The organism is Paenibacillus sp. FSL E2-0201 (assembly GCF_037963325.1).
GTDB lineage: Bacteria > Bacillota > Bacilli > Paenibacillales > Paenibacillaceae > Paenibacillus_AQ.
Genome location: NZ_CP150154.1, coordinates 1,263,424 through 1,285,748, shown reverse-complemented (window position 1 = coordinate 1,285,748; position 22,325 = coordinate 1,263,424). Strand labels below are relative to the sequence as shown.

The 22,325-nt window shown below is 45.3% G+C and carries 20 protein-coding genes and 1 pseudogene; 9 read left to right on the top strand and 12 right to left on the bottom strand.

Annotated elements, in window-relative coordinates; translation table 11 throughout:
• Positions 1 to 81 precede the first annotated feature (81 nt).
• The gene (locus tag NSU15_RS05680; protein WP_339289532.1) at positions 82 to 6,975 is read right to left on the bottom strand and encodes an S-layer homology domain-containing protein; all 6,894 of its coding nucleotides are present in this window, start codon (positions 6,973 to 6,975) and stop codon (positions 82 to 84) included.
• 204 nt (positions 6,976 to 7,179) lie between these two features.
• Here NSU15_RS05680 and NSU15_RS05675 point away from each other — a divergent pair, with 204 nt between their 5' ends.
• Positions 7,180 to 7,818, top strand: coding sequence for a pentapeptide repeat-containing protein (locus NSU15_RS05675; protein ID WP_042124771.1), 639 nt, complete (start codon positions 7,180 to 7,182; stop codon positions 7,816 to 7,818).
• Between the two features lie 18 nt (positions 7,819 to 7,836).
• Here the strand turns inward: NSU15_RS05675 and NSU15_RS05670 are convergent, their stop codons facing one another.
• Positions 7,837 to 8,307 carry a SprT family protein gene (locus NSU15_RS05670; RefSeq protein ID WP_081389778.1) on the bottom strand — a complete coding sequence of 157 codons (471 nt, stop codon included), beginning with the start codon at positions 8,305 to 8,307 and terminating at the stop codon, positions 7,837 to 7,839.
• Positions 8,308 to 8,427: 120 nt separating this feature from the next.
• On the opposite strand from NSU15_RS05670, the gene NSU15_RS05665 reads away from it, so the two are divergent.
• Complete coding sequence (locus NSU15_RS05665; RefSeq protein WP_042124766.1) at positions 8,428 to 8,790, top strand: hypothetical protein; 363 nt, start codon at positions 8,428 to 8,430, stop codon at positions 8,788 to 8,790.
• Positions 8,791 to 8,855: 65 nt separating this feature from the next.
• On the top strand, positions 8,856 to 8,993 hold the full coding sequence (gene cmpA, locus NSU15_RS05660) for a cortex morphogenetic protein CmpA (RefSeq protein WP_094874036.1): 138 nt from the start codon (positions 8,856 to 8,858) through the stop codon (positions 8,991 to 8,993).
• 75 nt (positions 8,994 to 9,068) lie between these two features.
• Here the strand turns inward: cmpA and NSU15_RS05655 are convergent, their stop codons facing one another.
• The gene (locus tag NSU15_RS05655) at positions 9,069 to 9,239 is read right to left on the bottom strand and encodes a hypothetical protein (RefSeq protein ID WP_170880244.1); all 171 of its coding nucleotides are present in this window, start codon (positions 9,237 to 9,239) and stop codon (positions 9,069 to 9,071) included.
• A 249-nt stretch (positions 9,240 to 9,488) separates the two neighbouring features.
• Here NSU15_RS05655 and NSU15_RS05650 point away from each other — a divergent pair, with 249 nt between their 5' ends.
• Positions 9,489 to 9,710: a helix-turn-helix domain-containing protein gene (locus NSU15_RS05650; protein WP_081389761.1), complete on the top strand. Its 222-nt coding sequence runs from the start codon at positions 9,489 to 9,491 to the stop codon at positions 9,708 to 9,710.
• Between the two features lie 47 nt (positions 9,711 to 9,757).
• On the opposite strand, the gene NSU15_RS05645 is transcribed toward NSU15_RS05650, so the two are convergent.
• Positions 9,758 to 10,252, bottom strand: a complete 495-nt coding sequence (locus NSU15_RS05645; protein ID WP_076117868.1) for a DinB family protein — start codon at positions 10,250 to 10,252, stop codon at positions 9,758 to 9,760.
• Between the two features lie 167 nt (positions 10,253 to 10,419).
• On the opposite strand from NSU15_RS05645, the gene NSU15_RS05640 reads away from it, so the two are divergent.
• Complete coding sequence (locus tag NSU15_RS05640) at positions 10,420 to 10,983, top strand: CGNR zinc finger domain-containing protein (RefSeq protein ID WP_076117870.1); 564 nt, start codon at positions 10,420 to 10,422, stop codon at positions 10,981 to 10,983.
• 43 nt (positions 10,984 to 11,026) lie between these two features.
• Here NSU15_RS05640 and NSU15_RS05635 read toward each other — a convergent pair whose 3' ends face one another.
• From NSU15_RS05635 to NSU15_RS05625, 3 genes are all read right to left on the bottom strand, one after another.
• Positions 11,027 to 11,491, bottom strand: a complete 465-nt coding sequence (locus tag NSU15_RS05635; protein WP_170880245.1) for a hypothetical protein — start codon at positions 11,489 to 11,491, stop codon at positions 11,027 to 11,029.
• Positions 11,492 to 11,875: 384 nt separating this feature from the next.
• Positions 11,876 to 12,394 (bottom strand): GNAT family N-acetyltransferase, encoded by a 519-nt coding sequence (locus NSU15_RS05630; protein ID WP_339289530.1) that lies wholly within the window; start codon positions 12,392 to 12,394, stop codon positions 11,876 to 11,878.
• Positions 12,395 to 12,400: 6 nt separating this feature from the next.
• Positions 12,401 to 14,380 carry a translation factor GTPase family protein gene (locus NSU15_RS05625; RefSeq protein ID WP_339289528.1) on the bottom strand — a complete coding sequence of 660 codons (1,980 nt, stop codon included), beginning with the start codon at positions 14,378 to 14,380 and terminating at the stop codon, positions 12,401 to 12,403.
• A 176-nt stretch (positions 14,381 to 14,556) separates the two neighbouring features.
• Here NSU15_RS05625 and NSU15_RS05620 point away from each other — a divergent pair, with 176 nt between their 5' ends.
• Positions 14,557 to 15,348 (top strand): SDR family NAD(P)-dependent oxidoreductase, encoded by a 792-nt coding sequence (locus tag NSU15_RS05620; protein WP_339289527.1) that lies wholly within the window; start codon positions 14,557 to 14,559, stop codon positions 15,346 to 15,348.
• An 88-nt stretch (positions 15,349 to 15,436) separates the two neighbouring features.
• Positions 15,437 to 16,399 carry an S-layer homology domain-containing protein gene (locus tag NSU15_RS05615; protein WP_339289525.1) on the top strand — a complete coding sequence of 321 codons (963 nt, stop codon included), beginning with the start codon at positions 15,437 to 15,439 and terminating at the stop codon, positions 16,397 to 16,399.
• 132 nt (positions 16,400 to 16,531) lie between these two features.
• Here the strand turns inward: NSU15_RS05615 and NSU15_RS05610 are convergent, their stop codons facing one another.
• Positions 16,532 to 17,278, bottom strand: a complete 747-nt coding sequence (locus tag NSU15_RS05610) for a hypothetical protein (RefSeq protein ID WP_339289523.1) — start codon at positions 17,276 to 17,278, stop codon at positions 16,532 to 16,534.
• A gap of 166 nt (positions 17,279 to 17,444) precedes the next feature.
• Between NSU15_RS05610 and NSU15_RS05605 the strand changes: the two are divergent.
• Positions 17,445 to 17,648, top strand: a pseudogene (locus NSU15_RS05605) (GIY-YIG nuclease family protein); the annotation flags it as partial.
• A gap of 18 nt (positions 17,649 to 17,666) precedes the next feature.
• On the top strand, positions 17,667 to 18,503 hold the full coding sequence (locus tag NSU15_RS05600; protein ID WP_339291255.1) for a UvrB/UvrC motif-containing protein: 837 nt from the start codon (positions 17,667 to 17,669) through the stop codon (positions 18,501 to 18,503).
• Positions 18,504 to 18,569: 66 nt separating this feature from the next.
• Here the strand turns inward: NSU15_RS05600 and NSU15_RS05595 are convergent, their stop codons facing one another.
• From NSU15_RS05595 to phnW, 4 genes are all read right to left on the bottom strand, one after another.
• Positions 18,570 to 18,818, bottom strand: coding sequence for a hypothetical protein (locus tag NSU15_RS05595; RefSeq protein WP_339289521.1), 249 nt, complete (start codon positions 18,816 to 18,818; stop codon positions 18,570 to 18,572).
• Positions 18,819 to 19,052: 234 nt separating this feature from the next.
• Positions 19,053 to 20,408, bottom strand: coding sequence for an aspartate aminotransferase family protein (locus NSU15_RS05590; protein ID WP_339289519.1), 1,356 nt, complete (start codon positions 20,406 to 20,408; stop codon positions 19,053 to 19,055).
• On the bottom strand, positions 20,398 to 21,213 hold the full coding sequence (phnX, locus tag NSU15_RS05585; RefSeq protein WP_339289517.1) for a phosphonoacetaldehyde hydrolase: 816 nt from the start codon (positions 21,211 to 21,213) through the stop codon (positions 20,398 to 20,400). Before phnX ends, NSU15_RS05590 begins: the two co-directional genes overlap by 11 nt.
• On the bottom strand, positions 21,210 to 22,304 hold the full coding sequence (gene phnW, locus NSU15_RS05580) for a 2-aminoethylphosphonate--pyruvate transaminase (RefSeq protein ID WP_042124742.1): 1,095 nt from the start codon (positions 22,302 to 22,304) through the stop codon (positions 21,210 to 21,212). The genes phnX and phnW overlap by 4 nt, the downstream gene beginning before the upstream one ends.
• Positions 22,305 to 22,325: the final 21 nt, after the last annotated feature.

Here is a 22,325-nt window from a genome sequence, read left to right as displayed (position 1 = left end):
AGCAACAATTCTCCAATAATCGGAGAACCGCTGCTCTGCTGTCTTTTTACATATGAAATGTTATAGCTTCTACTACCAAAGCTAATTCAATAATTTAGCTGTTCTAAGCAAACGAACTAGAATTACAGCTGCTTCTGCACGGCTAGTATCACTGCCAGGCGCAAAGCTGCCTGCGGATTGGCCTTTCATAATCCCTTTAGCAGTTAAGACATTCACAGCTTCAGTTGCCCAAGAAGAAATAGAAGATGCATCTGTGAAAACATTTGTAGCAGTGTTTGCTCCAGATACTTCAGCTCCAAGGTTCAGCAGCTTCAATGCTCTAGCTGCCATAACAGCCATTTGCTCCCGTGTAATAGGAGCATTCGGACGGAAGGTTCCATCCTCATAGCCTTGAACTAATCCTAGAGCTGCTGCGGCTCTTGCGTCCGCTGCATACCACGATAAATCGGACACATCACTGAAGGTCCTCGTTGTATTCCCAACGACAAGACCCAACGAACGAATCAGCATAGCCGCGAACTCGGCACGACTAACTGATTCCTGAGGCGCAAATGTATCTGCGGATTGTCCGGTCAAGATCAGTCGACTAGCAAGCATCTCAATCTCATTCTTTGCCCAGTGTGAAGAAATATCCCCAAATGTAACAGGGTGCAGTGCTGCGACGAATACACCGCTCGCACTACTGCTCTTAACAGTAACCTTGGTCATCCCATCCACGAGTTCGAACATCGCAGGTACATAACGGAAGGAACCTGTCTGTTCATCATAAATAAGGACTACCCCCGTCTTCGCATCCAGCGCTTCCTTAATCATAAATGCACGTTCTACATAGGTGGTGCCGAATCCATTAGCAGGTACAATGGTTTTGCCATCTGTAACCTTTAAGGTAATACTTGCCGGAGTTCCTTGTACAGTAAAGCCTTGCTGCTTAGCCTTAGCAAGCAGTTGTTCCAATCCTTTTCCGCTTAGCGGATTTACTTGGAACTCTAGCGTACCTGCTGGCATTTGTGCCGCTTTCAGCACGCTCTCCACGAGTCCTAGAGGGAAGCGATAGCTCATATCGCCACCGGCAATAACAAGCACCGCATTCGGGCTAAGTACTGCCGCATTGCGTAAAGCTTCTGCGCTAAAGCGAGCTGTACCATCTCCATTAGCTGAAATCTCGATCACAGCCTGCCCAGCAGTCGCCTTAGCCTTTAACTGCGCATCATGATTTGCAGCTGGTGTTGGCATTGGTGTAGCGACAGGTGCAACAGGATTTACTGACCCCGCCGGATCAGGAGTACTAGTTGGACCTGGTGTGCTCGTTGGAGCTGGTGTACTCGTTGGACTAGGTGTACTCGTTGGACTAGGTGTACTTGTTGGTTCAGTCGGATCCACAGGATCCGTCCCACCATTAGGTAATACCACCTCAACTGTATACACCCTCTTATCGTTGCCAACAGTTACCGTGAAGTCTGTGCTTCCCGCTTTAAGTCCATGCAGACTGCCGTTTGTAAAAGTAGCAATATCACTGTTCGTCAGCACAAGTGTAGCTTGTGAAGTAATCTCCACCCCTTCTTTGTCCAACACCTGAAGGATCGCTGACTTTCCTTGTTCCAGTACAACAGGTCCGCTCTGTCCATCTTCAAGCTTGAGGGAGAACGGTTTAACAGCTGTGGCTATTCCTTGGTTCTGTTCAATGATGCTTAATTCAGGAGATGCATTGGTCAGGAGATTCATCCGTTCGCCACGAATAATCAAGTTGTCGACGAGCAGGTTACCTTTCAGATTTTTCGTAACTTCTATACCGCTTGTGCCTGCCCCGTCTAATACATTATTCGTCAGCATAATTCCATCAATCGTCGTGAGCGCTTCTCCCTCAAGGTTACCGTGGGCAATCAGGCCAGAATAGGTGCTGTCGAGCGCCGTATTGTTACGGATGAACACTTTTCCTTTCAGATCACTCTCACCAGCGTACAGCCATAACGCACCGAGATTCACCCCATAACCGGAATCATAACTACCTGTGCGAAGTAATGTATTCCGCTCAACGATAGTCGTTCCTTGGAACGGCTCTGCGGAGAAACGGGTAGATACAGCGATCCCGGCTCCGTTAGTCACAGTATCTTTTACCACGTTATCTTGAACTTTGTTATCTTTACCACCGAAGACCACAATGTTATCGGCCAACCATGGCAGTGAGACGTTATTAAAGCGTGCCGTATTGTTATAGCTAAGTGTCCGTTCCGCGCCATTCACTTCATTCAATTTGGCATCTGTGAACGACCACATCGCAATACCATCATCCCCTGGATAACGGATGTCACTTTGTTCCATCATGCTGTTGCCCGTGCCTACGGCAAAGTTAATTCCATCTGCCATAAGGTTACGGATTCGAAGACCTGCCATGTACAGACCATTTGTGCGAGCCTTCTCACCAATAGGTTGTGTTAACCACAAGCCTGCTTTGGTATGTTCAATCCATACGTTCTGAATGACCGAGCCTTGCCCAAAAGCACCATGGAAGGCATTGGTGAATGCTTCATCATCTCGTACGTTTATACCACCATCAATTAATAGGTCGTATACACCGACTTTGCCGCCATGACCATAAAATTTTGCTCCATTCAGAACTGTATACCACATGCCTGCACCACGAATTTCAGCCGTATCCAGATCCAGTAAACCCTTTCCGACATTGAAGGTACCTGCTGGGAACCAAACCCCAGTACCTGTTGCCTTCGCTTCGGCAAGCGCTGCCTTAAAGGCTGCGGTATCATCATCTTCATCATTGGCTACCGCTCCAAAATCCGTTACGGAAATAAATCCTTCAGGGCGTGTTAACTCAGGTGCTACCTGCTCCATATCCACCAAGTCGATGACGTATGAAGTGGCATTGTCTCCTGTTCCCTTCTCTAAACGAATGGTAGCTCCAGCAGGAGCGTTCCCAATCAGAGCATGAATTTCATCAAAGAAGCGATGTCCACTACCTTGACGAGGATCATTAGACCATGGGTAACTACCGTATTCCCAAGCGTATTTTGATGTCAGATTTAGCTTTTTCTTAACTCCATCTACATATAGGGTCAAAGTTTCATCAGCACCAGTACCATCCGAACTGTCAGGAATGGAATAGCGAAGAACAATAGAATTAGCTGCTTCTGCAAGCTTGAACTCTACATAGTCCCCCGTATTCTTCAAGGCGACAGCTTGTCGTCCAGAAGCCTCTGAAGCCATTGTGAGATATTTCCGCGAAGGACCGATCAGCGTTCCGTTAGTCGCTGCATCTTCAGCTTCATAACTAATGTAAGGAACTGTGGCTCCGCGGTAAACTTTGTTTACGCTATTTTTTACGGTCAGGCTATCAATACTTACTTTGCCCCAATCAATGTTGCCGTTGCTTAGAGAAACCGTATTAATCCCTGCACGAAGCTTCAGCTTCACCTGTTCAGTCGTCCAAGAGGAGGACTTCGCCAAGCTAACTTTAGCCGATTCCTTCAGGCCGTTCACCTCAAGCAACAGATCCGTTACATCACTGGAAGTGTTCTTGTATCGAACAACGGCATCGTATTCTCCAGCTTGCTGGGCATTGACTGCAAACCGCATAACATGATCGCCTTGGAATGCTTCTCCTCCTGCATAAATTGCATCTGTAGGAATGGGCAAGAAGCTCCAAAGAGTGCTATCGGTTCCCACAGCAGAGCCAAGTTGAACAGCTGATGCGTCGTGAGTAAGATAGGCTGTTTTATCCGCGCTTAGCAGGAGCTTGTAGCCTAATTTCTCTTCCAGCGTCCACTTGGAACGTTCAGTTTCCCCAGAAGCTAACAAGAGGGCTTGGTCTGCTTCATTTAAAGAAAGATAATGTTTGGTCTGAACGTTCATTATGCGTTTACGTCCATTTACATCCTGAACGATCCACTGGGAGTGAGCAGCGTTATCGGAAGGTTCCGCATATACGAGCGCCCCTTCTTGTTCAGCCAATACTTTGCCAGTTAGCCCTTTCGGCACGATCGTTATAATATTGGTATCGTTCTGAACTGGAGTTGTTGTCTTGTTATTGCGCAGTTCTCCAGACGGAGTAGTAAACTCCTGCGAAGCTGCTTCAAGCGTCCATTGAGCTAAGCCGTCACTCTCTAGTAGGAGCGCACGTTCAGCATATCCTGTCTTATTCGCAATGTTTATTAATTCATCGTCGTATTCTCCATAGAGACTACGAATGGTGTAATGCGTATAATCGGAAGCCAAGCTTACTTCCCAAGCAGATGCTCCGTCTATAGCCGGTTCTGCGCTACTGCTCTCCAAGTATGAATAATCTCCATTCAATGTTAAAAAATGTCCAGTTGCACGATTGATAATCGTCTGTTTGCAGTCCTGCACAGCTATATTCCAATGCGAGAATCCATTCTCTGTTGACGGCTGCCCGTACAGAACAACTCCGTGCTCATTCTCGTATAAATACTCCCCGCTGTTTGCATTCTTAAATCTTACAGGGTAAGCAGGGATCGTCGGCGCAATCGCTTCAACGGCTTCAGCGGTAAAATGCGCACTGTTTCTATCCGCTGCATCGGGAGCCTTACTAATCTTAATAATCGGATTTCCCTTCTCATCGGAAGCCCCATACATATAGTGGCCAGCCCATCCACTCTTGAAAGTAGTCAAACCTGAAGGCTGCATATCCACAATCCACTTAATGCTGCCCCATACATCATAGACAGTTTGCAGTGTCTGAACGGCAACATTAGGCTCAACCTCATCTACTGCACCACCTATATGCTCCAGGGAGAGATAACGTCCAGTACCTTTATTTTTAATCTTCACAGATCCATTGCTGCCAGCTATTTCTTGCAGCTGCCAGACAAAGGTATCGTCGTTCATATCAAGTGAACCATAAGTAGCCTGACCTACTGTTACATCCTCGTTCGCAGCGGCTAGAGGGGTCATTTTTGCGTCAGCGGTTGCAGATTCCGTCTTATCCTGCGGCACCACTACTTCAGTGTCCTGCGAATCATAGACAGCTTCGGTGACAGTCTTAGATTCTAGCAATTTCTCTAGTACATCTGGAGAACTCAGCAAAGGACCGTCCTTAAGATATTGATCTTCACCATTTACAGCGTCTAGCTTGAAGCGGAACAAGTCCTGCTTTTTCTCGGTGACAGGAACAAATCTCCACTGCGGACTGCCCCAACCTGGATTGATCACACCATACTCAGCATATTTAGTGAGATTCTGAAGTGAGATGAATTTTTCTGGGAATGTATTAGGTTCCTTGTCGAGGACACTACTGATTACGTAGGTACTATTCCCAATATTTTTTCCTGTCCAGATGTATGCCTGCTGCACATTATTCCTGTCTGGTAGCTCGGTGACCTGAATATGGCCATCTGGCATATTCACCGTGTTAATATAGTGGCCTGTTTTCTTATTCTTGAATAGCTTACGGCCATTGTACTTCTCAACCAGCCATTGATCAGAGCCATCCTTCTGCATATTTCCGTACTTCAAAAGGCCGTCAGCAGATTCATACCAATAAAAAGACTTCCAGCCATTTTGAATACGGTAATATGGAATGGTCCCATCAGTTGGTGTATTAGGGTCTAGAAGCTGCCACTGGGCGCTTAAGGAAGTCGCATCCCCATTCGCACCAGCACTGTCTCCATCCAAGGTAGATAGATAGATGCCTTTGCTCTCTACATTTTCTAGTGTCAGATAATCATCATAATCATCAGAATCTTTAAAATTCCATTGATCCGATGGTTGGCTTCCACTGATCTGCTCAGCCTTAGCTGTACCATCACTATACGAAAGATAATGATTAGTTGCTGCATTACGGATACGTTTATTGCCGTCATAATCCTCTATATACCATAGATAATCGGATGAATCAGCAGTATCTGGAGCAATTAATCCGTGCTTAAGTGCACCGTTTGCGGATTCATACAAGAAATCTGTAGCTACTTGTGCATCTGTATAAGTTGCCAAGCGTACCGGCTGAAACTCGGAAATAGGGACAACTTTCCACTGGGCATTAGGACTGGTTGCTTCACCCGGCCAGCTGTTAGAGCGCACGTTGTTATCTTCCTCAAACTGAGGATTCAGCCATAAAGGTTTAACTCCGTCGGTTAATCCTTTATTACTTAAGGTAATAAAACCCGCTCCATCCACGCCTGGTGCATCTTCTTTCACCCATTCACTTAGCATCACCTTGTCCGGATCGATTTCTTGCGAAAAAACTCCAGCCCAAGTCACTTCATTTTGCTTAATATAATGACCCGTCTCACGGTTTCGAATCATCAGTGTTCCGTCGTCCGTACCCGGCTCAAGAAACCACTGGGCAGCCTCATTCTTCAAAGGTTGTTTACCGTAAAGTACATTTCCTTTCTCCTCATACATCACCTGACCGGGACGCATCCGGCTTTCCAACCGTACAGGTACTGTTCCTGCGTTAGGATCGATAAAAGCCCACTGCGGACTCTCAAACGTAATATTGATATCCGAGCTTACTTGCGCATAACCAAGCTGATTCTCCTCGTGGATAACCAGCTTACTCTCAGGCACGCTCGCGCTTCGGATGATCATGTATCCGTTTCTATTGGAAGTATCGATCAACCATTGATCCGTAACACTTCCAGCTCCTTGGAGATCTGCCGCCTTAAGTGTATCCTCTTTGCCGTTGTTACCAGCCATTGTAATGTAGTGGCCCGTCTTCACATTCTTAATCCGTGACAGACCATTTACAGTCTCCACTGTCCAATGCGATGATGTGTCCGCTGGATTGGTCATGCCATAACGCACGATACCATCAGACGTTTCATATAAGAAATTATTTTTCCACTTATTCTTGATGAGTACTGTCCCTGATGGAATTAGCCCTGCGCCTGTTCCTCCAACCCCTTCTGCTCCTACGGAACCGCTACCGATTCCCATCACAGGCAAGCTTGAGAAAATCAGCAGCATCGCGAGCAGACCCGCCATCGCGGACCTGAATCGTTTCATAAATGTACCCCCTCTACCTAATATGGACTTCCCTTCCATCTTAAGTTGGTAACGCTTACAAAACGATGTGTGATTTTATCCAGAAAAAGGTGTATTTGTACGTATCTCCCGAAAGGTCTGAGCGCTACTGAGAATTAACAAATCTGCTGAACCCTAAGATAGTTAATTTAATAAGAAACGAGCATTCATTAAATGGAGGTACATATGAAATTCAAAATGGATTCACCAAAAATATCAGATCCAGACGCTCTACTCCCTGAGCAAATATATTCGCTGCAAACCAAAGATGAATTTAGTCGTTGCAGCATAAGCGATACAGTTATTGATAATCAAGAGGCGAATAAAGTCAGCTTTGATCAAGTGGTTTTTAAAAATGTTACGATTATCGAGTCGTCCTTAACTGGGATTGAGCTGATGGATGTGATTTTTGAGCGATGCGATCTATCCAATGTGGATTTTACGAATGCGATTATTCATCGAACCGAATTTAGAAACTGCAAGCTCATTGGTACGGACTTTACAAGGGGGCGATTCCAAAATGTTCGCGTGGTAGATTGTATCGGGGATTTTGCAACGTTTCGAATGGCTAATCTGAAGCAGGTTGCTTTTGAGAATAGTTCATTGATGAGCTCTGATTACTACCAATCCAATTTCCAGAAGGTCAGCTTCAGTGAGTGTAATATTGATCAAGCCACCTTATCAGGATCAAAGCTTAACGGGATTGATCTAAGTGACTGCGAGTTCAGTGGCTTAATCGTGGATATTCAGGATTTAGAAGGATGCATCATTTCGCCTCAGCAAGCTGTTTCCTTTGTGGGATTGATGGGTCTGGTTATAAAATAACGCCATGCTCGTGTCTGATTACTGGACTTCCAGCGCCAGCAGCTTCAGCTTCCCCGAACATTTACCGCAGCGGTAGCGCTTGGGATCTACTTTTCGCTTACGCGGATACTCCATGGCGCACGCTGTACAGATCAGCTTGTACCGATAAGGCAGTGACTTCCGAGCTTTCGCACCCGGCAATGTCTGACAGTAGCGACTTCCGCCAACTTGTGCAAGCAGTCTCTTGAAATCAGTGTCACGATGCATATACCCTCGCTTCGCCAAATGCAGATGATAATGACAGAGCTCGTGTTTGATAATCTTCTCCGTCTCTTCTCTACCGAACATAGCAAGCTGATGGGGATTAATCTCTATATTATGGCTTCTGGTAAAATATCGTCCGCCTGTTGAAGATAATCGGCTGTTAAAGCTTGCCTTGTGCCTAAAGGGTACACCAAAGCTGTCCCGCGACACCTGCTCAATCCACAGCTGAAGCTCTTCGTTGCTCATCGTTTCCATAGCGTTCTATCACAAGTCCTTTCCACGGGAATTAACATCTCTACTTGAATTGTAACTTGTGCATAGGCTAAACTGTCAAGAAGGAAGACAAGTACGGAGGGAGAATGACCAATGCCGAAAATGCGGTATGTAATTTTGCAGCAACATCAAGAATTGCAATTCGTGGAAATGCCCGAGGAATATGCGTACCAGCTAAGTGCGCTCAATTTACGTCTAAACAAAGAAATCGACAAGCTGACAGCGGATAATGTACCGGATCTGCCCTTAGCGATTGCTGAGTGTGATTCACTGGATCTGTTACGTGAGGATTACTCCCTGGAGTCCGGTTTGGATTATATCAATAGATTGGAGCAGGCCTTCGCCTCTGTTCAAGAGCAGAAGAACTATCCACTGATCTCCCTGCTGACCGAGATTCGGGCATTGCAAGCTCAATTAGAGCAGTGGTACGAAGAGGAAGCAGAAAGCATTCTGTAAATCGTCACCTTTAGGCTCATTTCTCCATATGCTAACTTACGTAAGCAGTTAGAGGAGTGATACCCTTGCCACAGTGGCTCTGCCATCAACTGATGAAAGCCTATTACAAAAAAGACCGCCGTCAGATCAAGCTGCTGAACGAGTGCTGGTTCTTTTATCGTAATTCTGCGGAATCACCGGATTCCATCCAGAGAAATTTATAGGATTCGTTAAATTCAAAAATCCATCCCGCATTTTGCAGAGGATGGATTTTTGTATACGGTTCGTTGAAATCTCAATTAGAACATCGGGAAGACATATTTTACCAAGAAGAAAAGTGCTCCGAAAAAAATAATAATATAAGCAGCATATTTAATAAAGGTAGATGCGACAACACTGGAATCCGACTTCCGTTGCACCTCTGTATGCTCCACTTCAACGCTTCTATCTTTATAGCCCGGTTCCATCATCAATCTCTCCTTTCGAATATAGGCTGTAGATAGTCTCCATTAACCCGGGGCTTTCAGAGTTGAAACAAAATTCCAAATCGAACCAGTTATTGTTTAGCATCATGAAGCTGCTTTATTTCTTTTACGATTCCTAGCACAATGCCTTGTGAATTCATGCGCCTTGATGATGCGGCTCCAAGTGCAACGCTTGTTTAAAGCGTTCTTTCGCGAATCAACAGCTCCATTTCACTCCCGGATGCAGCGAAACATATGGGGTTATCGAAGCAGCATCTAATTTATCTATTTAATCAAGAAACCGGGGTTCCCCCGATTGAATTCTATCTGCGCCTCAAAATGCAGCGTGCCAGTCAACTGCTGGCATTAACCGATCTACATATTAAAGAAATCTCTAGTGCTATCGGGCTCGCCGACTCAATATCGAAGCATCCCAAAAGGGTAAAATCAAGAAAAGCCACATGTCCGCTACACTAGGTAAACTAGCATAGAGGAGTGTGGCTTATATTTTTATTATAGAGGTTCTAATTAAAACTACGGTTGGAAACCCAGGAGCCTTGCAGTTTACGAAGCATAATAATTTGTCCGGTGTGGTATGAATCATGCAGAATAAGACTCATTACCTCTTCCCCTGGGGCATGACCCGAACCACCCCAATCATATGCACCTTCTTCCAACGCCTCAATGATTTCTCTAAGCGCAGAATGCACGTCCTTCAGGTCTGCAACGGCCTTCGCCCATGCTTCTTCCCCTTCCGTTGTTACAGTGAAGGTATCATCGTTGCTTTCAGCATCAGGTTGTTTGGGCAACCCTTTTAACTTTCGCAGCAAACGCACCTTATAATATGTTAGATGGTTAACCGTCTCCCAGATGGAATTGACTGTACTCCCCTCTGGCTTCCAAAGTGCCTGTTTACTGTCCACACCTTCCAGTGCATCACTTAACGGCGGGGCCCAATCCTCGATATCCATGCAATAATCCCAATTTTGCAGCAGAACCTCACTGATTTTATTTTGCATGTTAACCTCCTAATACTAACTGAATTATGTAACTACCTAAACCATTATATAGTGGTTACAAAAGAAATGTAGCATATTTCCATCGCTCAATCAAGTAACTAGCTAATCTTATTTTTAACTGTTACAATCGATATAATCGAGAGTTGTGCGGAAAGGGTGAACAGGACGTGTTGTGGGAGGATTTCATTAACAGTTACTGGCGGGATTGGCGTACAGGGGATAAGAATAAGGATAGGGACAAGCTCGATGAAGAGGAGTGGGTTTCTAAATGGCTGAAGGAGCATGCTCTATTAGCAACACAGATGCCGAATGACATAGAACTGGCACAGCTTAAAGAGCTTCGCTCACTGCTATGGAAGTGGGTACAGACCATTGTACAAGGGGAATCAGTGTATGGAGAAATGCTGGAGCAGCTCAATCCCTATATGGACAAGGGCCCTGTTACGCGGCGAATGGTATGGGAAAATGATGGGCAAGCGGCGATAAAGCTGTTGCCACTCCATAGCGGTTGGGAGCAGGTGATGGCGGAGATAGCGGCGTCTTTTGCCGAGGCATTGCTTGAAAAAGAGCCCGCAAGATTCCGTATCTGCGAGAATCCCGCTTGCCTCTGGGTATATTATGATGATACACGCAACCGTTCTAAGCGGTACTGCGATGACAAGGCCTGCGGCAACCTCATGAAGGTGCGACGTTTCCGCGCACGGAAGAAGGCTGAGTCTGAGGGGGAATGAACGAGGCGAGGATTGTCATTTCCACCCTCTTTCACTTCAAATTTCAGGGTGTAATCCAACCCATTGTTAAATCTCCCTCGTGATGACTTTCAATAATTATTCCTTGATCCAAATTTACAATCCATGTATCAAATCCAACAGCAATAACATCATTGAAGTTTTTTATAATATTATCTAAATTAGTTTCTACTATCGGAAGACTGAATTCATTCCACACCACAAAGTAGTTGTCTCTCAATAAAATAGGTTCGATGTCTTTCAGTTCTTCCGGCTTCTTTAAGGATCTCTTTTGATCAATAGATTCCCAATCAATCCGTGCCCACTGTGTGAAATTAACCATTTTCTCCATCAAAGATACAATTTCAGACGACTTTTCTGAACTATAAATTCTTGTATTAGGACCTAAAGCTTCGATACACTCACTGTATAGAGATTCTGATGGGACTTCTATTTTTATTCTTTTTTTCAATTGCTCCAAACGACATAACCGTGCTTGTTTATCGTTCACACTCTCCCAACCTTTAAACCACCATATTTTTAGCAAAAAAATATTAATAAATAATCTTTCTTCTTCTCTGTATAGCTTTTGCTCAGAACTAAATTGAATCCGTGAAATAAATGTATTTCATACACTTATTCCGTATGCAAATGGGATTATCGTGACTTTAATTGTATTCCATACACTTAAAAACTAATGAATTTACCCATAGAGTCATAAATCACGAAAATAGATGCACGAAATACAGTTATATCCTTTGGCAAGTCATTCTTAGGATTTTAGTTGTAGAAAATACAGTTAAAAGCTTCTACTCATTGCTTCCGTTGGCTCTCAATACTAAAATTTTAGATGGGGGAAGCTCATACGAGCTAAAAGCCCTTATATTTTGTTGGCTCAGTCTCCCACGACCCCAATATCTCTCCACCCCATCATGATCTCTTTAACGATCTCATTACCAATCTTCATTTCCTTCGTCGCAACAGACTCGCCACCCATTTTATGATAAAAATGAAGCGCCGGATTGCCCTCCAGCACCCAAGTCATGAATGAGCTATATTTCTTCTGCAATAAATTCTGTGCTACGCTTCTTATGAGCCGCTTCCCAAGCCCTTTTCCTTGGTGTTCCTTAAGTAAATAAAGTGCGTAAAGCTCCGCATCGTAGAGATCCGGCTCTCTTCGGGCCCCTCCATTTGCAAAGCCAATGATCATCCCAGCCTCATCTTCAGCCACATACATAACCTCGTCTTTATTGGGATTTTCAAATTTCCGAATCCAGCGCTTACTTCTAGCTTCCACTGTGATTGCATCAAGAAACTCATCTGATAGTAGTCCTTTATACGTGGTTTTCCAACTCATAGCGTGAACGAAAGCGATCCCGTCAATATCACTAGCTGTTGCTTTTCTGATCTTCATTTTATCTCACCCCTGCAGCGCCTTTCGCACGCTTAATATATATTTCGCCTGATCCAGTGGGTTCACACCCCTTCGGGTGCGCTCTGCGGATACATCTGAAGGACATTCTTCATAGCCGGCAAAAAAAGAAGTGAACGTGCTGCGCCCCTTTGTGTACGAGCTTAAGCTGACGGGATAATCGAGCGACGTTGCCAGCGGTAAACGCCCTTCGATGATCATCCGTTCGCCTTGCAGCACAGGTGGATCGAACGTGCCGCGCATCTGAACCAGGTCGTTCATCACACGGCCGCCATTCTCCTCAGGAACTACGATGCGAACCTGAAGAATTGGCTCCAGCAGCTTAGTACCTACCCGCGCGAGTCCATCCATAATCCCCATAGGAGTCGCTACGGCAAAATCCAGCGGGTGGGTATGCCACACATGATGCTGTCCCTCAATCAAGGTCACTTTCAGATCGGTAACCTCCCAGCCGTACAAGCCCTGCTGCAACGCTTCCGGCACACGGCGTGCGGTCTCGCTCTGATATTGCGGCAGCAAATCAGAACTCCGAACTACCGAATCGTAGACTAATCCACTACCTGGGGGACCTGGCTCAATCAGAAACCGCAGAATTGCCCAGCATGGCTTCGGCATTGTATAAGCAATAAAGCCTTCCCCAGCAGAGGCTGGTGTTTCTTTATAAATGACAGAAGGCTGACCAAAGGTAACCTGGAGGCCATAGCGCTCCTCTAGAACACTGTTCAGAATCTCCAGCTGAATAGGCCCCATCACTTTGATATGTAGCTCCCGTTCGTCCTGCAGCCATTGTGCATCCAAAAGCGGATCTTCATCCGCCAGCTCCTGCAGCGCTCCGATAACCTTATGATCATCCATATCGGTTTCCCAGAATACGCGCACTGTTAACAGCGGAACAGCCAGCTTAGCTTCCTCCGGAATCGCCCCCGGATGACCGAGTACGTCTCCAATACGCACCCCTGAAAGACCATAGATTACAGCGATATCCCCCGCTTCAAGTGCTCCTACATCCTCAGTACGGCCGCCTTCGACCTTACGGATCTGGGTCACTTTCCCCTGAATGTCCTGTGTGTTATTCATCACCGTATCGCGGTTACGGATTGTTCCTTCGTAAAGACGGACAAACGCCATTCGTCCCATACTTTTATCACGTTGAATGTTGTATACGATCCCTGATACCGGACCCTCAGCATTTCCACCCGCACGAGGAAAATACTCAATCATCGCGTCCAGCAATGCCGTAATGCCAAGCCCCTTGGCGGCAACACCATAAACCATTGGGTAGTAGCGTCCAGATGCGGAAGCCGTCTTCATTGCTTTTTTCCAAGCTGAAAGATCAATCGAACTACCTGACATATACGCCTCTAACAGCTCTTCATCCCTCTCAGCCAATGCCTCCAACAGTTCAGTCTGTGCCGCAGGATCAGCCTCGCTCCCCCACAAATCTATTGCCCCTATGTACTCCTGCTCTTTGCCCACCGGTTGCTGCACTGGAATGATATCACTAGATAAATAGTTTCTCGCCTCTGCCAGTACAGCTTCAGGGTCAGCACCTACTCGGTCCATTTTGTTCACAAAAATAAGCGTCGGAATCCCCAGCTTCCGCAGCGCGTTCCAGATCATCTCACTTTGAGCCTGAACACCCTCTACCGCAGACAAAATAAGCACCGCACAATCCATCACCCGCAAAGACCGTTCAACCTCTGACAGAAAATCTACGTGCCCCGGTGTATCGACAAGATTGATCTGCACACCTTCCCATGTAAAAGAAGCCAATGCCGCCCGTACCGATATTCCGCGTTGCCGCTCCACATCCATAGAATCTGTTAATGCTGTCCCACTATCAACACTGCCAAGTGCACGAATGCGACCACTTTCATATAATATATGCTCCGTAGTTGTTGTCTTCCCGGCATCCACATAGGCAAATATCCCCACATTAATCCGTTCTGCCCCTTGCTGCTGAATCATCTATAGTTCCCCTATCATGAGCTAGATTGATCTAAATTCATATTATTTACATCCTTACATTCCATAGTAATATATCCACCTCTGTTGTTCCACCCTGCAGTTCAATTGGTTAGATTCAGCTATGTCGGGTATGTAATTACTAACTAAGAAATCTAACGCCAAGGAGGAAATTCATCATGACAGATCAACGTTTACAGGATAAAGTTGCAGTGGTTACAGGCGCTGGTTCTGGTATTGGAAAAGCTACAGCCATACGGTTTGCCCAGCACGGCGCTAAGGTATACATGCTTGACCGCACACCTGAGGACTCCTATGAAACTAAACGTGAGATTGAATCTGTTGGAGGAACAGCAACAGTAATTGAATGCGATGTCTCCAATCCAGGTCTAGTCGAAGAAAGTATTCGCAAGGTTGGGGAGGCGACCGAGAAGATTGATATTATTTTTGCCAATGCCGGCATTAATGGTACATGGTCTCCTATCGAAACACTGGAAATCGATGATTGGGACCAGATACTGGATACGAACCTACGCAGCACCTTTGCCACAGTAAAATATGCCATCCCCCATATGAAAGAACATGGCGGCAGCATCATTATCACCAGCTCCATTAACGGAAATCGAGTATTCTCGAACATCGGCGCTTCCGCTTACTCCTCTTCCAAGGCTGGACAAGTCGCTTTTATGAAAATGGCGGCGTTAGAGCTGGCGCAATACGGTATACGCGTAAATGCGGTCTGTCCTGGATCGATCGACACTCAAATTGGGGATAATACGGATAAGAGCGATGATCTTCAAGAAGTGAAGATTCCTGTGGAATTTCCGGAAGGTAACCATCCACTAGAAGATGCGCCCGGTAAACCTGAACAAGTAGCCAATCTGGTATTGTTTCTCGCATCGGATGAATCTTTTCATGTGACAGGAACTGAGATTTATGTAGATGGTGCCGAGTCGCTCCTGCGCGGATAACGTTTTATTTGAATCTTGATAATATTTAATTCATTCACTGCAACATTTTGGTCTATTCTACCATCTAAGAGTATGGAGGTGACGCATAATGAAGAAATCATTATTCATAAATAACGCTAAAAAAATGACTATAGCCTGCGGCATTTTGGCAGCAAGTATGTCTTTTGGGGCATCCGCTTTTGCCTTTTCAGATTTGAAGGGTGATCCTGCGGAAGCAAAAATCAACTCTTTGCACAAAGAGGGGATTATAAACGGAGTAGATAAAGATAAGTTTGCGCCTAAAACTAAAGTAAGCTTTGCACAAGGGATACAGTTCATCGTAGGCGGCTTGAATCTGAAGCCCGTGTCAGGTAGCTCTTCTAAAGCCAGCGACTATTTTGATAAGGTGAACGACAAAGCCTGGTATGCTTCAGCATTTGTGATTGCCAAGCAAAATGGCCTTTCACTCGACCGGACAGTGGACCCTAGCGGAACCATCACCCGCGCTCAGTTCGCACACTTATTGACGCAAGCGCTGCAAAGTAAAGGTAATTTCCCTGTTACGCTGATGTATATAGATATTAAGGATGGCGATAAACTCTCTACTGAGGTTATAAACAGCCTTCAGATCCTGTTGAATACACATATTGCCACACTCGATAAGAACGGTAATTTCCGGCCAAATGATGCCATCACCCGCTCAGAAGCAGCCGCTCTGACCTATGATGCTGCCGCTTTTGCCAAACGCGTAATTGTGTCTACTGGTAGCCCTGCTACTCCTGCCTACGAGACTGAGGTTACACTAACCAAAGCTGGTGAAGGGGTAAATAAGGCTACGCTGACCGTTAATAATCTACCTCATCCAGGGTATGGACTTGTGATTGAGCGAATTGAATTTGGCAAAGACAAAACCGCTGTGATTTACTTTAATGTGACTGCTCCTGATCCAGGGAAAATGTACGCACAAGTGATTTCAAAAGCATCTGTTGTCACTTATCTGCCAGAGGGCTATAATGCAATCGCTAAATCGGTATCCGGATCTACATCTTATTCTTCTAGTGCTACACAATAAAAGCTCCGGACTCGATTCTTAGGCTACAAATCAAATGAAGGTGCCCCAAAAGCCGTGAAATGGCTACTGAGGCACCTTCGTTTTTTGAGGTCTTTCCCATGTTCTAAATCCTTTGTCATCTAGACCCCTAAGCTAGGGCGTCCATTGATCATGAATTATTCCTACCAGTGCATGATCCTCTCCAATCTTCTCAAAAACTAGACGAAGGCTGCGCCAGTCCATCCCTTCCACTGAAGGATCGATTCCCTCAATATGATATTCAACGAAATCGTATTGATCCTTTGGATACACTTCGTTCAAATTATTAATCATTGTGCCCTGACCCAGCCCCTTGTTCACAGCAATCTCGGCCGTCTGAATGAAGTCCGCATCATAAACAAACCGCTTGTAGTAATCTGCGAAGGTCAGCTCGATGAAATCACCAGAGCCAGCAAATGTTCTCCAGACTCTTTTGGTGGAATCATTCATTAAGTCCTCTACTTCATCCTGGGTGAATACAAGATCATGTTTTGTATCCACGTATGCATATGGAGAGAAGCGCAGCCCTTTCTCCCGATGTACCCATGCGGCTAGTTGCTTCATATCCTTATTCCTAATGGCGTTCATAACCGTAGACGCAGCTTCCTCAACTAATGGCGGCAATCCCTCTAGATCCTGCGGCTGCTCCGTGCTTGATGGCTCCGTCTGCTGTGGTAGTTCCGTCTGCTGTGGTAGTTCCGTCTGCTGTGGTGGTTCCGTCGTAGCCAAGGGTTGTGCCGTCTGTGACTGCTCTGGTGTCTGCTTCGGCTCCGTACCCGCTTCTGGAGTTCCGTTACATGCAGTAAGCCATAACATAGCTGCTATCAGCGCCAGCCCACCGATATTTTTTGCAAAGTACATAAGATTCCTCCTCACCTTTTAATCATTTCTTACTTAGACTGATTTGAACAAATGAAGGTTGCAAGCTTATACTAAAACTATCAATCAACTCTTGAATGACGGAGGGGTTACTATCAATTTATCAGAGAAACTAAAGAGCCTTCCCCTGACTTCCGGCGTGTATCTCATGAAGGATGGTCTCGGCCATATTATATATGTTGGTAAGGCGAAACAGTTGAAACGGAGAGTAAAATCATATTTTCAAAACTCGAAGTCCCATTCCCCAAAGGTAAAACAACTCGTTCGCCATATTAAAGATTTGGATATTATCCTTACAGATACCGAATTTGAAGCTTTTATGCTGGAGTGCAAATTAATTAAAGAAATAAAGCCCATGTACAATAGAAAAATGAAAAATCCACAGGCTTATACGTATATCGTAATAGGAACGGATGATAAAATGCGTTCGTTAGAGATTACCTATGACCCTGCTGTTCAGGAAGGAAATCAGATTTGGGGTCCCTACACGAGCAGAAGTACTGTGGAACGCGCCGTACAAGGTATCAAGGAAAGCTCAAGAATCCTTTGCAGCAATCCTAGCTTCAAAAATTCCTTATGCCTAAACCATTCGCTTGGCTTATGCATAGGGATGTGTGCAGGCGGAGAAGCCGCCGTTCAATATAATACAATCATTAATAGAGTCATAGCCCTACTAAACGGAACGGATGCCAGCCTTCTTGAACAGATGGAACAACAGATGACTGAGGCCGCAGAGCAATATGACTTCGAAACCGCCGCCAAATACAGGGATTATATTGGAGCCATCCGCTTCCTCATTCACAAAGAGAAGGTTATCGAATTCGCTGCAGAGAATCAGAATATCGCGATCCTTGAAGCCATGGATGAACAGACGCTTAAACTCCTATTGCTCAAGGGTAACCGCATCCTGATGCATACTAAACTCGAATATGATCAACCCGATATCACCCACCTGCAAGCCGTTATAACATCAGCGATTATGGACGCTTTCCGCGGTGAACTTAACCAGGCCCCGGTAGCAATCAGCCGCCATGAAATTGACGAAGCACAAATTATATACAGCTATTTAAAAAGCAGCTCCTGCAGCTATATCATCGTGCAAGAGGATTGGCTTGCAGCCGAAAGTCCTTCCCGTCTAGATACTGCGGTGGACGAGCTGCTCCGGATCTTTTTAAATGCTGCTCCAACCCATTCGTATAATTACTAATTCTAGGTATGGGTCGTGACTAAGACAAAGACGGCGCTATCGCTCCTACAGTTCCTTTTATACTAGTTAACGACTGCCTGCCTTTGCAGGCTTCGTTTTTCGGTTTCGGTTCAACAATCTTTTATAGCGTTTCTGGGTGTATAGCACTTCGCCCGCCTCCATTACCGATTGCTTTGTCTCCGTTACAACCAGCTTAGTTTCCTCTACGCATTCCTTCAGACGATTGATCTCCGATTGGAGTCCCTCAGATCTATCCTTCGCCTGCTCCAATGTGGCTTGAATGTTTACCTTCATCTCATCTATAGGTTCTTTCAACCCCTCTACCGATTTCTTAACTCCGTCAATGGACTACTTTAGTCCATTCACACTATTCTTTAATTCCTTCAATGGATTTTCCACGTCTATCTCCTCCTAGTAATAAGCCTGTATTTCAACTGTTACTCTAAACTTACCCAAAGAGAGCCGTTCCTTCACTCCTTAAACAACAAAGAAGGCTCCTTCAACCCCAGTACGGAGCCGAAGAAACCTGTTTTGAAGCTTGCATATCCCTCAACTATATCTACTCAAGCCTTCATCCAAAAGATTAACTGCAAAGGTTAATTGCTCTTCAGATACAATAAGCGGAGGATGCCAGGTGATGCAGTTCCCTCCTGCCAATTTAAAAGAAAGACCCTTCTCCAAGCAATAATACAGTACTCGCTCAGCTAATTCCTCATTCTTCTCTCTAGTCTCTCTGGACTTCACAAGTTCAATAGAAATCAGTAGTCCAGCAATACGGACATCTCCTATGCAAAGATGTTTAGCCGACAGAGTCTCAAGCTTCCCTCTTACAAATTCAGACCTGCTGATACATTGTTCCTGCAGATTTAAGTCATCGACATAATCGATGGTGGCACAGATCGCTGCACTTCCTAACGCCGGTTTTTCATGGGTATAGTGCCCCAAAGAAATATCCCCCGCACAATCATATTGCGTTCTGGTAAGCACCGCTGCTTGCGGGATCACCCCTCCACCTAACCCTTTTCCGAGCACGAGGATATCCGGTTCGATATCAAAATGCTGATGAACATAGAATCTTCCACTCCGCATCAACGCTGTTGGAATCTCATCAAAAATGAGCAAAATCCCATATTCATCACATATTTTTCTTAATCTTGTGAAATAGGATGTTGGCGGGATATGCGTATCCGTCGCCCGAATAGGCTCAAGTAAGATCGCCCCGATCTCTCCTTCATGTTGAATCATATACTCCAAATAGTCGAGGCAGAAGGTAGCAACTGCTTCATGCGAATAACTTCTCAGCAGGTTGCGGTATCCGTTAAAAAGAATGGCTTTTAGCATCCCTGGCATTTGCGGGCCCATATCCTTTTTAAACACATATTCTCCGCCCACAGCGATCGTATCCAGCCCCGCACCATGAAAGGACTCCCACATGGAGATGACCTTATGTTTTCCCGTCCATTTGCGAGCAATCTTAAGAGCCAGACCTACAGCTGCACTTCCAGAAGGAGTGAACAACACCTTGTAGTCCTTTGAGGTCGTTTTGTTGATTAAAGCTTCTGCAGCTTGTACCGCAATATCTGCCGTAAATCTTCTTGGAATGAACGGTAGCTCGTCGAGCTGTTTTTTCACAGCTTCAGTTACGTAAGGATTCTTATAGCCAATCTGATGAATGCTATTTCCATGAAAATCAAGATATTTGCGTCCATTCACATCTGTGATATAACATCCCTCAGCATCTACGATACTGTTCAAGCACGGCGTAGACATGGATTGTCGCATATACGCACGCTCGTCCGCTTCGATCCTATCTATACTCACAGCGCTTAACTGAGTCATCCACTCTGTCCGTAAGGGGCTAAAGTTGATGTCACCTTCTCTTTTTAGCTCATGATTATCTCGCATAAGGTCTGATTCCTTGAGAAATCAGTACATTGATTCTCACAATCAGCTGAGGCAGCTCACTCATCGATTGAATCGTAAAGTCTGCCCCGTTTTGAATAAAAGAGGTCTGTGTCGCTGAGATCACCGTTTCCTTCTCCACGTCTGAAAGTGCATTAAATTCCTCCTGGCTTAAGCCCATTTCAGAGCTTCCAATGATTACACCTACGGACCAGACGCCTGCATTAACACCCTCTTGAATGTCTGAAATCGTATCGCCTACCTTAACAACCTTCCATGCTGCCGATAGCTTTAAAGCTTCCATATTATGATAAATCATATACGGGTAAGGTCTTCCCAGTGAATGCGTTCCATCTGGCGTGATTACATAATCCGGTTGATAGCCCTTCCCAGCGGCATTCGGAATGACAACTTCCATCATGGACTCTGTATATCCAGTAGTTGAACCAATCTTTAGTCCTTGGCTTCTGAGCACTTGGACGGTCTCAATAACCTGCGGAATCGGATCAGTATATTCGGATAAGGATGCCATCAGGGCCGGTTCGAATTCAGCATACAGGTTCTCTACATCCTGTTCAGTAAAAGCTCTGCCATACTTTTCTTCCCACAAGCCACCTACTCTTGGCATGGATATCATCGCGCGGATATGATCTATTTTCAGCATCCCCATAGGGGCTCTAGCTTCCTGCATCGTAACTTCAATCCCAGCTTCCCGAAAAATATCAAGAAACACATTCACCGGTGCAAAGCAGCCAAAATCAACCGTTGTTCCTGCCCAATCCAGAATTACGCCTTCGATTTGATTCATTGTGTCATTCCTCCCATGTATGCTTCGATAATATTACATAAGTTCTGGATATCTTCTTCGTAAATCTCACCAATATTCCCAATCCGGAAGGTATCATGCTCCGTTAATTTGCCTGGGTAAAGGACGTACCCCTTTTCTTTCACATATTCATAGAAATCTTCAAAGCTGAATGTCTCGTTCGGAAAAAGAAAGGTGGTTATAATAGGAGATTGCTTCTCGTCTGTGATATACGCCTCTATTCCTATTCTCGCAAGTCTTTCTCTCAGTACGCGGTTATTATTCTGGTATCTTGCTGCCCTTGCAGGAATGCCGCCTTCTTCGATCAGTTCTTCAATCGCTTTCGAAAAAGCAGCCACTACATGGGTCGGAGACGTATAGCGCCATTTCCCATCCGCGTCCATCGCCTTCCATTGATCATATAGATCAAGTGATAAACTACGTGCATTTCCTTTACAGGTGAGCAGTTTATTCAGTTTTGCAATGACAAAACCAAACCCCGGAACACCCTGAATACATTTATTGGCGCTGCTGATTAAATAGTCAATTCCAAGCCCAGGAACATCAATCTCTATTCCGCCAAAACTGCTCATCGCATCGATAATTAATGTTTTATCGCAGGCTTTTGCCAGTTGTGAGATCATCTCAAGCGGGTTAAGAATCCCTGTCGTCGTCTCGCAATGCACCATCGCAATGTGCGTAATGGCTGGATCCTCTTTAAGAATCCCTCTAAGCTCTGCCTCTTGGGGGAATTCATTATATAGGGCACTATACACACGATAATGGAGTCCGATATATTGCGCCATTTGCACAATACGTTCTCCGTAGGCACCGTTTGTAATAATCAAAAGCTTATCATCCGCTGAAATCGCCGTAGTCAGCACAGATTCCACTGCAAACGTACCACTACCCTGCATGAGAACTGTCGTATATTCATCGTTCGTTGCCCTTGCCAAATCCAGAAGTCTGGATCTGATTTGTTGTGTAATATTCTTATAATCCTGGTCCCAAGTACAACGGTCAAAGAGCATTTGCTCTTTGACCGTGTTAGTAGTTGTCAATGGACCGGGTGTCAGTAATTTATAGTTGTTCATGGCCCTTCACTCCTTCTAATC